Source organism: Cellulomonas endophytica (assembly GCF_004123805.1).
GTDB lineage: Bacteria > Actinomycetota > Actinomycetes > Actinomycetales > Cellulomonadaceae > Cellulomonas > Cellulomonas endophytica.
Genome location: NZ_RWJX01000084.1, coordinates 1 through 13,251, shown reverse-complemented (window position 1 = coordinate 13,251; position 13,251 = coordinate 1). Strand labels below are relative to the sequence as shown.

Annotated in this window: 8 protein-coding genes and 1 pseudogene; 4 read left to right on the top strand and 5 right to left on the bottom strand. The window is 77.6% G+C overall.

The window, feature by feature from the left end:
* Window positions 1-926: pseudogene (locus EJA20_RS18840) on the bottom strand (hypothetical protein); the annotation flags it as partial.
* Between the two features lie 229 nt (window positions 927-1,155).
* On the bottom strand, window positions 1,156-2,415 hold the full coding sequence (locus EJA20_RS16170; protein ID WP_164984029.1) for a GGDEF domain-containing protein: 1,260 nt from the start codon (window positions 2,413-2,415) through the stop codon (window positions 1,156-1,158).
* Window positions 2,416-2,875: 460 nt separating this feature from the next.
* Here EJA20_RS16170 and EJA20_RS16165 point away from each other — a divergent pair, with 460 nt between their 5' ends.
* Window positions 2,876-4,834, top strand: coding sequence for an adenylyl cyclase (locus EJA20_RS16165; RefSeq protein ID WP_240675579.1), 1,959 nt, complete (start codon window positions 2,876-2,878; stop codon window positions 4,832-4,834).
* Window positions 4,835-4,984: 150 nt separating this feature from the next.
* Here the strand turns inward: EJA20_RS16165 and EJA20_RS16160 are convergent, their stop codons facing one another.
* Window positions 4,985-5,977 (bottom strand): LacI family DNA-binding transcriptional regulator, encoded by a 993-nt coding sequence (locus tag EJA20_RS16160; protein WP_129339572.1) that lies wholly within the window; start codon window positions 5,975-5,977, stop codon window positions 4,985-4,987.
* 205 nt (window positions 5,978-6,182) lie between these two features.
* Between EJA20_RS16160 and EJA20_RS16155 the strand changes: the two genes are divergently transcribed.
* Window positions 6,183-6,512 (top strand): PASTA domain-containing protein, encoded by a 330-nt coding sequence (locus EJA20_RS16155; RefSeq protein ID WP_129339571.1) that lies wholly within the window; start codon window positions 6,183-6,185, stop codon window positions 6,510-6,512.
* Between the two features lie 73 nt (window positions 6,513-6,585).
* A complete protein-coding gene (locus EJA20_RS16150) occupies window positions 6,586-7,962 on the top strand; it encodes an alpha/beta fold hydrolase (RefSeq protein WP_420836443.1) in 1,377 nt (458 codons plus the stop codon).
* A 40-nt stretch (window positions 7,963-8,002) separates the two neighbouring features.
* On the opposite strand, the gene EJA20_RS16145 is transcribed toward EJA20_RS16150, so the two are convergent.
* Window positions 8,003-8,410 (bottom strand): PPOX class F420-dependent oxidoreductase, encoded by a 408-nt coding sequence (locus EJA20_RS16145; protein ID WP_129339570.1) that lies wholly within the window; start codon window positions 8,408-8,410, stop codon window positions 8,003-8,005.
* A 28-nt stretch (window positions 8,411-8,438) separates the two neighbouring features.
* Complete coding sequence (locus EJA20_RS16140; RefSeq protein ID WP_129339569.1) at window positions 8,439-10,013, bottom strand: GGDEF domain-containing protein; 1,575 nt, start codon at window positions 10,011-10,013, stop codon at window positions 8,439-8,441.
* Between the two features lie 583 nt (window positions 10,014-10,596).
* On the opposite strand from EJA20_RS16140, the gene EJA20_RS16135 reads away from it, so the two are divergent.
* Window positions 10,597-13,245, top strand: coding sequence for an Ig-like domain-containing protein (locus EJA20_RS16135; RefSeq protein WP_129339568.1), 2,649 nt, complete (start codon window positions 10,597-10,599; stop codon window positions 13,243-13,245).
* The last annotated feature ends 6 nt before the right edge of the window (window positions 13,246-13,251 follow it).

Sequence of the window (13,251 nt, the reverse complement as noted above, 5' to 3'; positions counted from 1 at the left end):
CGTTGCCCCTGGTGGTCGGCCTCCAGCGCGGGCGGGTCGATCGCCGCGACCCGCTCCAGCAGCGCCCGGCGGAACGCGCGGACGTCGTGCAGGCGCGCCAGCGCCGTGACGGTGTCCTGCCCGGCCGGCGACGCCAGCCACTGCCGCACCGGCGCCGAGGCCCGGTCACGCACCTGCGCGAGCACCGTCAGGTGCCCGATCGGCATCAGACCGTCGGTCACGTCGCGGGCGACCGAGGGCATCTCGGCCAGGGCTTCCCCCTGGGACAGCTGCTTCCTGACCTCGAGCTCGTCCACCCGCGTCACCGCCGCCACCACCGCCGTGGCCGACCCCTGACCCGGACGACGGGGTCCGGGGCTGTCCCGGTGCGCCAGCAGCACCCGCGAGGTCGGACCCACCAGGGTGGCCCGCACCCGCTCCACCCCGGCCAACAACGACGTGCGCTGCACCCCCGACCAGCTCTCCGGCGACCGCACGACCCTGTCGAGCCGGCTCAGCGCCGCCAACGCCTCCTGCACGCACACCGACGCCGCCGCGACCTCGGCGACGACGGTGTCAGCGGCAGCGGCAGCGGCAGCGGCAGCGGCAGCGGCAGCGCCAGCGCCAGCAGCGGGAGCGGTCGAGGCGAGAGCCGCCGCCGCAGCGGCATCGCCGGAAATCGGTTCCGTCGACGACGACGCGCCCGCTGACGGGAATGGCGCTATTGCTTTCTCCGCGATGTCGACACGGAGGGTCTCGTGGCCCACCGCCGCGGCGTTCTGACAGGCGGGATCCTCCGTGACGGGAGCTTCTCCAGGCAGTCCCGCGGGGGCGGCGGGGGCGGCGCTGCTCGTCGAGAACTGGCGCTGATCAGGGCGGTCGGACGGGGCGCCGGGCAGCGGCGAGGCCTTCTCCGCCGCTGCCGCCGCCCCGTCCGCTTCGAACATGTGCACGATTCTAGGGGTGGAGGGGCCATCGCAGGAATGTTGGTCGGATATCCCCAACCGAACGGGTGACGCAAGGGGAATGGCGACAGAATGGCGGGCTGTGGGCGGCTCGGCGAAGCGGATCGTGCGGCCAACCTCGACCGCCACGAGGGCGACGGCAACCGCGACCCGCGACGTCGACCGCCGCGACGTCGACCGCCACGACCGCGACCGAGGTCGCGACCGCCCCTCAGAGAGGAGCGTGCTTGGACTCCCCGGCGTACCGCTCGGCGGCGCCGCTGTAGACCTCGACGTCGGTGCCGGCCTTCTTCGCCACGTACATGGCCAGGTCGGCGAGCCGCAGGAGCGCGTCCTCGTCGTCGGCGTGCTCGGGCCGGGCGGCGACGCCGACGGACGCGTGGACGTGCAGCTCGGGCACGTCCCCGCCCACCACGACGGGCTCGGCCAGCAGCGCGAGCAGCCGCCCGGCGACGGCCCGGCCGCCGTCGGCGTCGGCACCGGGCAGGACGACGGCGAACTCGTCGCCGCCGAGGCGCACGGGCAGGTCCTCCTCGCGGCACGCCAGGCGGAGGCGCCCGGCGAAGGCCACGAGCAGCGCGTCGCCGGCCGCGTGGCCCCACCGGTCGTTGACCTCCTTGAAGCGGTCGAGGTCGATGAGCAGGAGGGCGCACGGCGCACCGGTGCGGTCGCCGGCGGCCAGGGCGTCGCGCAGGACGGTGTGGAAGCGGGCGCGGTTGGCCAGCCCGGTGAGGGTGTCGTGGGTCGCGAGGTGCTCGGCGCGCGCCACCATCCCCGCGGTGACGTACATCAGGGTCAGCGGCACGACGAGCAGCGGCAGCGTCGGCCAGGCGTGCACGGCCACGACGACGACCACGGGCGAGAGCGCCAGCACGGGGAAGGTGGTGCCGACGTAGTAGAGGAGGTCCTCCAGCAGCAGCCCGACGAAGGACTCCTCGCCGGACAGGACCGCCGACACGAGGGCGTTGTTCACCCAGAAGTAGACGACCCAGGCCAGCACGACCCACCACGCGTCCCCGGGGCCGAGGGCCGCGGCCTCGCCCGTCACGGTCGGGGCGTGCCCGGCGAGCCGGACGACGACCCACGCCGCCGCGAACGACACGTTGTACTGCGCGACGTTGAAGAGGAGCTTGCGCAGGGGCTTGCGCTTGCGCAGCTCGGAGGCGACGGTCGCCAGGCTCTGCACCACCAGTGCCGGCCACAGCCCCCACAGGAACAGCAGGGCGAAGGTGAAGGCGGTCGACACCACGACGCCCTGCGGGTCCAGGCGACCGCTGACGACGACGGGGAAGACCTCGAGCACGAGGAGCAGGCACGCGATCATGACGAGCGGGCCGCCGAGGCCGAGCAGGTCGACGCCGTCGCGGACGAGGGCCACCCCGAGGAGGGGGATCCCGACGCCGACGGTGGCCCACCAGGACGCGGACGACAGCGACAGGCGGTCCAGGACGAGCCCTCCGGGCGCGCTCACGACGTCCCCCGCCCGCGCACGGGCGGCGCCGCGGCCGCAGGGGCCGTCGTGGGGCGTCGCTGGCTGACCATGTCTCCTCGGAGGGGCCGGGACGGACGGGGGACCGGGCGGGCGGGGCGGCGGTGCGGGCGGCGCACGCCGGTGCGGCGCCGGACCCGCCCCTGCGACGCCGGTCGTGGGGCCGGGTCGGCAGCGCGGTCGGCGGGACCCGTGGGGTCCGGACGGCTCGCGGAGGGCGGGCCGCACGACGAGCTGCCGCGGGCCGACCGACGGGTGGGTCACGCCTCCCATCGGCGACGACGGCACGGGCACGAGGCACCGGACGGGTGAACGGGCAGGTCGTGCGGGTGACGCGCGCCCCGGCCGGCGACGCCTTGACACCCGTCCCGCCGCTCCTAGGCTGGCCTGCGTGCGGTGACACGAGTCACCCTCGTCCCCCTCGATGGAGAGGCCGGATCGCATGCTCCCCACCCGACCCCGGCGCCCCGGGCGCCCGTCCCCTCGCAGGTCCGTCGCCACGGCGGCGGCCGCCGCCCTGACCCTCGTCGTCGCAGGCGCCCTCGCCGCCGGCCCGGCGGCGGCCGGCCCACCCGGCTCACCCCGCTCACCCGGCTCGCCCGGCTCGCCCGGCGGCCCCGCCGCCCGCCCCGACCTCGGCCCGGGCGTGCTCGTCCTCGACCCCTCCATGCCGACCGCGGAGATCGAGGCGCGCGTCAACGCCATCGCGGACGCGCAGGTCGACGCCGAGATGGGCACCGCCCGCCACAGCATCCTGCTCATGCCCGGGCAGTACGGGTCGCCGGCGGACCCGCTGCAGATCCGCGTCGGCTACTACACGGAGGTGGCCGGCCTGGGGGCCTCGCCGTCGGACGTCGTCGTCCACGGCAAGATCGAGTCGTACAACCGGTGCCTCGGCGACGGGGGCACGTCCAACTGCATCGCCCTCAACACCTTCTGGCGCACGCTGTCCAACCTCACGCTGCGCATCGACGGGGCGGGCCAGGACGGCTGCCGCGCGTCCGCCAACTTCTGGGCCGTGTCGCAGGCGGTGTCCGTCCGGCGCCTCGACGTGCAGGGCTCGGTGCCCTTCTCGCTCATGGACTACTGCACGGCCGGCCCCCAGTACGCCTCCGGCGGCTTCATCGCCGACTCGCGGTTCGGCACCGTCGTCAACGGCTCCCAGCAGCAGTGGCTGACGCGCGACAGCACCGTGGGGAGCTGGTCGAACGGCGTGTGGAACCAGGTGTTCTCCGGGGTCGAGGGTGCGCCGGACGACAGCGCCTTCCCCGACCCGCCCTACACGACGCTCGACACCACGCCGGTGAGCCGCGAGAAGCCGTACCTGTTCGTCGACGGGCGCAGCCGCTGGGCGGTGCGCGTGCCGGAGGCCCGCCGCGACACGCGGGGGACGACGTGGGCCGACGGCCCCACCCCCGGCCGCACCGTCCCGCTCGGGGACTTCGCGGTCGTCCGTCCCGGCGACGCCGTCGCCCGCATCAACGCCGCGCTGAGCAGCGGGAAGCACCTGCTCCTCACGCCCGGGGTCTACGACGTGGACCGCTCGATCGCGGTGCGCCGCGCGGGCACGGTCGTCCTCGGGCTCGGCCACGCCACGCTCACGGCCGTCCGTGGCTCCGTGCCCCTGACGGTGGCGGACGTGCCCGGCGTCGTCGTCGCCGGCGTGACGATCGACGCGGGAGAGCAGGAGTCGCCCGTGCTGCTCCAGGTCGGCACGCGCCGGCCCGGGCAGGGCCACGGCCACGCCGGCCGCGACGCCGCGCTCGGCCCCATCACGCTCTCGGACGTCTACTTCCGCGTCGGCGGGCCCCACGTCGGGCGGGTGGGCACCGCGCTGCGGATCGACGCCGACGACGTGCTCGTCGACCACACGTGGGTCTGGCGCGCCGACCACGGCGTCGAGGGGTTCACGGCCGGCGTCAACGGCGACACGGACCGCTGGCGCACGAACACCGGGCGCACGGGCGTCGTCGTCACGGGCGACGACGTCACCGCGACGGGGCTGTTCGTCGAGCACTTCCAGCGCCAGAACCTGGTGTGGGAGGGCGAGCGCGGCGAGGTCGTGCTGTTCCAGAACGAGCTGCCCTACGACCCGCCGACCCAGGCCGACTGGCAGCAGCCGGACGGCACCCTCGGCTGGCCGGGGTACACCGTCGCCCCCGACGTGCGCGAGCACGTGCTCCACGGCGGAGGGGTGTACGTGTTCAACCAGAACGACCCGTCGATCGTCACGGAGGAGGGCTTCTCCGTGCCCGACACCCCCGGCGTCCGGCTGCGGCACATCATGACCGTCCACCTCGGGGCGGGCACGATCCGGCACGTCGTCAACGGGATCGGGGAGCCCTCGGACGCGACCACCACGGGCGCCCCGCGGTTCGTCGTGGCCTACCCGGCTCCCTGACGGCACCGGTCGACGACCGCGGACCGGCCGTCGACCGCAGGCGCGGGCGCACCCCTCGGGGCGCGCCCGCGCCGTGCCGTCCGTGCCGTCCGTGCCGTCCGTGCCCTGCCGTCCGAGCCGTGGCGTGCCGTGCCGTGCCGTGCCGCCGGGTCAGGTCGTCCCGCGCACGACGAGGTGCAGGACCTCCTCCGGCGCCGGGGGCAGGCCGGCCCCGTCGAGCGCGTGCAGGGTCGCGGCGACGAGGTGCGCGGCCTGCGCCTCGACCGACTGGTGCACCGTCGTCAGACCGGGCCCGACGAGACGCGCCGCGGGCACGTCGTCGACGCCCACCACCGCCACGTCGCCCGGCACGTCGAGGCCCTCGGCCCGCAGCCCGGCGAGCGCGGCGAGGGCCACCTCGTCGTTGTAGGCGGCCACCGCGTCCACCCCCGCCGCGCGCCAGGCCCGCGCCGCCGCCGCCCCGGACGCGACCTCGAGGTCGAGCGCGGCGACGAGGGGCTCCGGCAGCCCCGCGGCCGCGCACGCGGCCGCCACGCCCTCGAGGCGTCGGGTCGCGAAGTCGGCGACGCGGGGGTCCGTCGAGCCCGCCCAGGCGACCCGCCGCCGCCCCCGCGCGACGAGGTGCTCCACCTGCATGGCCCCGATGCGCTGCTGGGGCACGGCGTACGCGGTCGGGTCGTGCCGGTCCTCGTCGAGCCGCGCCCCCACGACCTCGATCCCCGCCCGCCGCATGTCCCGCACCTCGTCGGCCGCGAAGGCCGTCAGCCCGACGACCGTGCGCGGCGCGACCTCGCGCCAGAGGTCGGCGAGGCGGCGCCGCCCGCGCCCGTGGTGCACCAGCACCTGCAGGTCCCGGGCGGCCAGCTCGCCGGCGAGGCGGTCGAGGAGCTCGTCGAGCACCGGTCCCAGCGGCCAGTCCGGCAGCACGACGAGGACGAGGTCGCTGCGCCCACGGCGCAGCGCCCGTGCCGCCGCCGAGGGGGCGTAGCCCAGGCGCTCGGCCGCGTCGAGCACGCGCCGGCGGGTGGCGGGGGAGATCGTCGTGCCGGGGGTGCCGTTGAGCACGTAGGAGACCGTGGTGCGGGAGACGCCGCTGGCCCGCGCGACGTCGGCGCTGGTGGGACGTCCCTCCGGGCGCGGCACGCGGCACCTCCGGACGGTCGGCCGGCGCGGCGGGCCCGCGTCCGGCGCGGGGCCGCGGGCCCCGTCCCGGCGACCCTAGCGGCGGCCGGGGGTGCTCGGGACGCCCCGCGTGGCGGGCGTCACGCCGCCCGCGGTGGGGACGGATCGTGACCCGAGGTAACGTCCTGGTGCTCGTGTTTCAGACCTGTTAACGGGAGACCCCCTCGTGCGTTCCGTCCTCGCCGTCCTCGGCGCCGCCGCCCTCACCACCGTGCTGGTCGGCTGCTCCTCCTCCGACGCCGGCTCCGCCGCGTCGTCCACCCCGACCGCCGCCGCGTCGTCCGCCGCGCCGTCGTCCTCCGCCGAGGGCTTCGTCGAGGTCCCCGACGTCGCCGGGCTCACGGGCGAGGAGGCCGTCGCCGCCCTCGAGGCCGCCGGCCTCGCGCCGTCGCCCCTCACCGACGCGCAGCTCACCCAGCCCGTCCGCGGCACCATCCCCCCGGCGGGCGACCGCACCGCCGTCGGCGCCACCGTGGTGGTCCTGCCCGGGCAGTGACCTCCGGCGCCGGCCGGGCCGGGACGGTCGACGCCACCACCGGCCCGGGCGGGCCGGCGGTAGCGTCGACCGGGTGCCCTCCGCGCCCGTGACCCCGCACTCCGCCGCCCCCGGGCACGGCCCCACCGGCCCCAGCGGCCCCACCGGTACGGCCGGCCCGGGCACCGTCTCCCTGCCGCCCGTCCGGGTCCGCGAGCACCGCCTCGCGGTGCCGCTCGACCACGCCGACCCGGACGGGTCCGGCACCACGGAGGTCTTCGCCCGGGAGCTCGTCGACCCCGCCCGGGACGGCGAGGACCTCCCCCTGCTGCTCTTCCTCCAGGGCGGCCCGGGCGGCGCCTCCCCGCGGCCCCTCGGCGGCGGCTGGTGGACGACCGCGCTGCGCACGCACCGGGTCGTGCTGCTCGACCAGCGGGGGACCGGGCGGTCGGGGCGCATCGACGGTCGCACGGCGGCCCGGTCCGCCGACCCCGACGCCTTCGCGGCGTCCCTCGCCCTGCACCGCGCCGACGCCGTCGTCGAGGACGCGGAGATGCTCCGGCACGCGGTCTACGGCGGCCGCCGGTGGACCACGCTCGGCCAGTCCTACGGCGGGTTCGTCACCCTCACGTACCTCTCCCGCCACCCCGAGGCGCTCACCGCCTGCCTCGTGACGGGCGGGCTGCCCGGCACCACCGCGACGGCCGAGGACGTCTACGCGGCGACCTTCCCCCGGCAGGCGTCGCGCGTGCGCGCCTTCCACCGCCGCCACCCCGGCGACCGGGCGGTGCTCGACGCCCTCGCCGACCGGCTGGCCGCGGGCGACGTGCTCCTGCCCGACGGCGACGTGCTGACACCCCGCCGGCTCGGCACCCTCGGCATGTCCCTGGGCATGAGCACCGGCGCCGACGGCCTGCACTGGCTGCTCGAGGGCGCCGACCCGGACGCGGACGGGCTGCCGTCGGAGGCGTTCCTCGCAGCGGTCGGCGCCGCCACGGGGTTCGTCGCGAACCCGCTCTACGCGGTCCTGCAGGAGGCGATCTACCACGCCGGGCACCGCGCCCCGGGCTGGGCGGCCCAGGCCGAGCGCGACCGGCACCCCGACCTGGCACCCGGCGCCCGGCCGCTCGCGCTCACCGGCGAGGCGGTCTTCCCCTGGATGTTCGAGGAGATCCGCGCCCTGCGCCCCTTCCGCGCGGCGGCGGAGCGGCTCGCGGCGCGCGAGAGGTGGCCCGAGCTCTACGACCACGCGCGCCTGGCCGCGAACGAGGTGCCGGTGGCCGCCGTGCAGTACGTCGACGACCCGTACGTCGACCTCGACCTCGCGCTGGGCACGGCCGACCGCCTCGGGGCGGCGCAGGTCTGGGTGACGAACGAGCACCTGCACGACGGCCTCCGCGTCGCGGGGGACGTGCTCCTGCCGCGGCTGCTCGACCTCGTCGCCGGCCGGTGGGAGGTCACGGCGCGGTAGACGGGGCGGCGCGCGCGCGGCGCGGCGCGCCCGGCGGCGGTCAGGCCTTCGTCGCGCCCCAGCCGTGCCAGCGCTCCACGACGAGGTGCGCGCTGAACCGGGGGCTGTCCCGGACCGGGTAGGGGCTGCCGGTGTAGTGCGTGGAGAGCCGGTCGATGTCGACGAGCCCCTCGTCGGGGACGGGCACGGTCACCCGGCCCTGCACGCTCACGTGCGTGTACCAGTCGTCGCCGGCGAGCACGGTGAGCGAGACGCGGGGGTCGCGGCGCAGGTGCTCCAGGCGCGCCCGCGTGCCGTCGAGGTTGAGCAGCACGCGGTCGTCGTCCTCGAGCAGGTACCAGGTGGCGACGCTGACGGGGCGGCCGTCCGCGGCGAGGGTGGCCATGACGGCCGGGTTCGGGCGGGCGAGGAGCTCGCGGGCGGCGGGGGTCAGGGGCGTCCGGGGCACGCCCGCAGTGTGCCGCACCCGGCGCCCGTCAGGAGGCGGCCTCGACCACCCGGTTGCGGCCGGCGCGCTTCGCGCGCAGCAGCGCGGTGTCGGCGGAGTGGAGGAGGTCGTCGGCCTGCTCGCCGTGCCCGATGCCGATGGACACCGTCACGCTCAGCCCCGCGGCCAGCTCCGACCACGGGTGCTCGAGGACCGCGGCGTGGATGCGCCGGGCGACCGCGGCGGCGGCGTCGGGGCCGCCCGCGGGCAGCACGAGGAACTCGTCGCCCCCGTACCGCAGGAGGAGGTCGCCCGAGCGCGACTCGTGGCGCAGGATCTCGGCCACGGCCCGCAGGACGGCGTCGCCCACCGCGTGGGAGTGCAGGTCGTTGACGGCCTTGAAGTCGTCGAGGTCGACGAACACGACGCTCTCGTGCTCACCGGCCTGCACCGCGTGCGCCAGCATGCGCCGGTTGCCCAGGCCGGTGAGGGGGTCCTCGAGGATGGTCTGGCCGAAGCTCTCCGTGAGCGCCCGCAGGTCGCGGATGTGGCCCTGGTCCCGCAGGTAGGCGAAGCGGCTCTCGCGCTCGGCCCAGTGGGTGCGCAGCGCCGCCCGGGCGACCTCCGCCCACAGCCGCGCGCCGGCGCTCTCGCCGTGCTGCTGGCGGTCGAGGTCGGCCAGCGCGGCCCGGCCCAGGGAGGGCCACAGGGGGCGGCCGAAGCGCTCGGCGTCGGCGACCATCGTCGTGAGGTGCGCCTGCGCCTCCTCGTGCCGGCCCTCGAGGCCCGCCGTGACGCCGAGGACGTACTGCAGGACGTCCGTCTCCGCGAGCTCCGGCCGCGCCTCCATCCACGTGCGCGCGTGCCGCGCCCGGGCCGCCGCGAGGGCCGGCTCGTCGAGGTGCAGGAGCGCGTACGCCTCCAGGACCTCGGCCTGCGCGACCATCTCCGGCCGGCCGGCCGCGTGGGCGCACGTGCGGTAGCGCAGCGCCCGCTCCTGCGTGCGGCGCAGGTGCGCGCGCGACTCCTCGTGCCGGTCGATGATCCGCAGGACGGCACCCCAGTAGGCGCTGAGCATCGTCGCCTCGCGCGCGACGAGCGCCTCGACCAGACGGTCGCCCCGGGCGTCGACGCCGGCCAGCACCTCGTCGGCCCGCTCGAGCAGCTCCGCGGTGCGCAGCGCGAACGCCACCGCCATGCTCGCCGAGAGGCGGCCGTAGGAGCCCGCCGGGATCGACGGCAGGAGCCAGTGCGCCTCCGCGAGGGCCGCCACCGCGTCGGCCGGCTGGTTCAGGCGCAGGTGCGCCTCGGCCATCCGCGCCAGCGTCTTCGCGCGCCACACGGGCTCGTCGTCGTCGAGCGTGGCGACGAGGTCCGCGGCCACGCCCAGGGCCTCGAGCGGCCGGCCGAGCTCCGTGAGGGCGGCGATCTCCGTGAAGTACAGGTACCGCGTCGTGACGACGTCGCCCGCCGGCTCCGTCACGCGACGGAACGTCCGGGCCATCCGCACGGCGGCCGCGCAGTCGCCGACGATGTAGGCCTCGTGCGCGTCGTCCGACAACGGGTCGAAGGGCCCGAACTCGGGGACCGGGACGGGCAGCCCCGGGGTGGGGGACCCCGGCACCGCAGGCCCGTTCACGCGGCGGCCGCGGGCAGGGGCCGACGCGCGTCGGCCCTCCGTCCGCCGGTCACGGGCACAGCATCGCCGATCGGGGGCGTCGGTGACGAGCGGCTCGCGGTCCGGCCCACGGGTGAGGCCCCGCAGGGGCGGTCCTCCCCGGCCTCCGGCGCGCGGGCCGTCGCGGTCGTCCCCCGGGGTGCGCGCCGCGGGGCCGGCGCCCGCGGGGCGCGGCCCCGGCGCGGCGCGCGGACGACGGGGGTCACACCGGGACCATCGGCCGGACGGGGCCGGTCCTTCGTCGATCGGCGGAGGCTCCCCGTCCGGCGGCGGTCGCGGGCTGCCCGTGGGCGGTGGCGAGGCCCCGGGGACGGGCGGCGGGCGGCGGGTGGCGGGCGGACACGGGGAGTCGTGGGGGAGCGGCGCCGCCGCGTCGGCGTCCGCGTGCGCGTGGCCGTTTGCCCGGAGTGCCCGCCTTCGGCATGCTCCGAAGGCGTGCCGCCGACCCGGCGGCGCTGGTGCACCATCGCGCTACCGCTCCGTCCGCCCGGCCCCGTGCCGTCGGACGCCGAGGACGAGGTCGTCCCCCGTGGTCTCCACCCGCACGCAGAACCCCCCACCGACAGCCCCCGCCGACCGCGGACGCCGGCCCCGGCGGCGGGGCGCCGCCTTCGCCGCGGTCGCCGTCGCGGCCCTGGGCGCCCCCCTGACGGCGCCCGCCGCCGTCGCCGCCCCGGCGCCGGTGCCGGGCACGACGACGTGGGCGACGCCGGGCACCTTCTCCGCCACGGTGCCGGACGGCGTCTGCTCCGTCCGGGCCACGGTCCTCGGTGCGGCCGGCGGCGCGGTCGTCCGGGCGGCGGAGGGCGGCAACGGCGCCGGTGCCTCCGTCTCGGCGACGTTCGCGGTGCTCCCCGGCACGCCCGTGACCGGGACGGTCGGCGGCGGTGGCGGCTCGCCCTCCGGGGAGCGACCGGGGTCCGTGCCCGGGGCCGGCGGCCTCGGCGGCGGCGGCACGGGCGGGCTCAGCCAGGTGAACAGCACCGGCGTCACGCACCACGGCGCCGGCGGCGGTGGCCTCTCGTCCCTCACCCTCGGCCCCGACCTGGCGGTCCTCGCCGGCGGCGGCGGGGGCGGCGGCGGGTGGCACTCGGCCGGGACGCCCGGACGCGGCGGCGACGCCGGCCTGCCGACCGCCCCGGGGGCGACCCCCGGGCAGGCGGGGGCCGACGGCCAGGACGCGCCGGGCACCACCGTCACCGGTGGTGGCGGCGGTGGCGCGACGGCCGGCGGCGCCGGCGGCACGAACGACCGGGACGCGGCCCGTGCCGGGTCGCCCGGTGGCGGGCGCACCGGCGGTGCCGGTGCCTCGGACGCCAACCCCGACGCGGGCGGCGGTGGCGGTGCTGGCCTGTTCGGCGGCGGTGGCGGCGCCTCGACGACGATCTACGACGGGTACCGCGACCTGCGCGGCATCACCGGGGGCGGTGGCGGCGGCGGCTCGTCCTTCGTCGCCCCGGCGGTGGCCCTCGGCGGCACCACCACGGCGCCCACCGACGTGGCGTCCACGGCCGGGCAGCGGCGGACCGACCCGGGCCCGGGCGCGGACGGCTCCGTGGACCTGGAGTGGCTGCCCTGCGCCTACGACCTCGCGGTGACGAAGACCGCCGCGGCGCCGAGCGCCCTCGTCGGCGACACGCTCGCCTGGACCGTCACCGTGACGAACCAGGGCCCCGACGCGATGACCCGCGGCGACGTGGTCGACCTCGCCGACACCCTCGGCGCCGGCACGGCGACCCTCACCGGCGTCGCGGTCAGCGGCGGCAGCAGCACGACGCTGGCGCGCGACCCCCTCACGTGCGACGCCGCCGTCGGCGCACCGCTGCCCGCGACCCTGGTCTGCTCGCGGCCCTTCGCGCCGCTCGGCGGCACGCCGTCCGGCACCCGCGGCCTGGACGTGGGCGAGACGCTGACCGTCACCTACACCCAGCCCGCCACGGCACCCGGCGAGGTCGTCAACACGGTGACGGTCACCGACCGCACGGACGGCGACGACGACGACACCGCCACGACGACGACCCCGGTCGTCGGCACCCCGGCGCCCGACGCCCCCGTCGCGGAGGACGACGAGGACCTCGACAACGTGCCCGGCTCGCCGGTGACGCTCGACGTCGTCGCGAACGACGGCGCAGGCGTCGACCCGACGACCGTGCAGCTCCTCACGCCCGGGACCGGCGTGCCGGTCACCGAGCTCGTCGTGCCCGGCGAGGGCACCTGGACCGTCGACCCCGCCACCGGCGAGGTGACGTTCACCCCGGAGAGCGGCTTCCGCGGCGACCCGACCCCGGTGGACTACCGCGTGGCCGACGACGAGGGGCTGTTCGCCGAGGCGACGGTCACCGTCACCTACCTCGAGGCCGCCGCCGACGCGGACGCCGTCGACGACGAGAGCCTCGGCAACGTCATCGGCACGCCCGTCACCCTCCCGGTGCTCGACAACGACACCGGCACGCTCGACCCGGCGACCCTCGCGCTCGTCGACCCCGTGACGGGCGACCGTGTCGACACCCTCACGGTGCCGGGCGAGGGCGTCTGGACGGCCGGCGACGACGGCACGGTCACCTTCACGCCGGAGGCCGCCTTCGAGGGCAACCCGACGCCGGTCGACTACGTCGTGACCTCCACGGACGCCGGGGTGGTCTCCGCCACGGTCACCGTCACGTACCTCCCCGTCGCCGAGGACGACAGCAGCACCGGCAACGTGCCCGGCAGCACCGTGACGGTGCCCGTCGTCGACAACGACGCCGGCGATCTCGAGGGCGGGGACGTGCAGATCGTCGACCCGGCCACGGGGACGCCGTCCGACACCGTCGTGGTGCCCGGCGAGGGCACCTGGACCGCCGACGGCGCCGCGGGCACCGTGACGTTCACGCCCGAGCCCGGCTTCACGGGCGACCCCACGCCGGTCGAGTACGTCCTCACGGACGCGGCCGGGGCCACCGACCGTGCCCGCGTGACCATCGGGTACGTCGTCACGCCGCCCCTCACGGCCGTCGACCCGGTCCCCGGCGCGGGTGCCGCGGACCCCGGCACCGTGACGCCGGGCCGCGTGCCCGGCCGGACGGTGCGCCACCTGGCCGCGACCGGCTCGTCCGCCGTCGGGCCGGTCGTGCTCGCCGCCGGGCTGCTGGCCGCGGGCGCCGCCATGGTCGCCGCGGTGCGCCGCCGGCGGGCCTGACCCCGC

Bases quoted from the DNA above. Each gene is read 5' to 3' on its own strand.
- EJA20_RS16165 (WP_240675579.1), top strand. From the start codon at position 2,876: ATGCTCCCCACCCGACCCCGGCGCCCCGGGCGCCCGTCCCCTCGCAGG.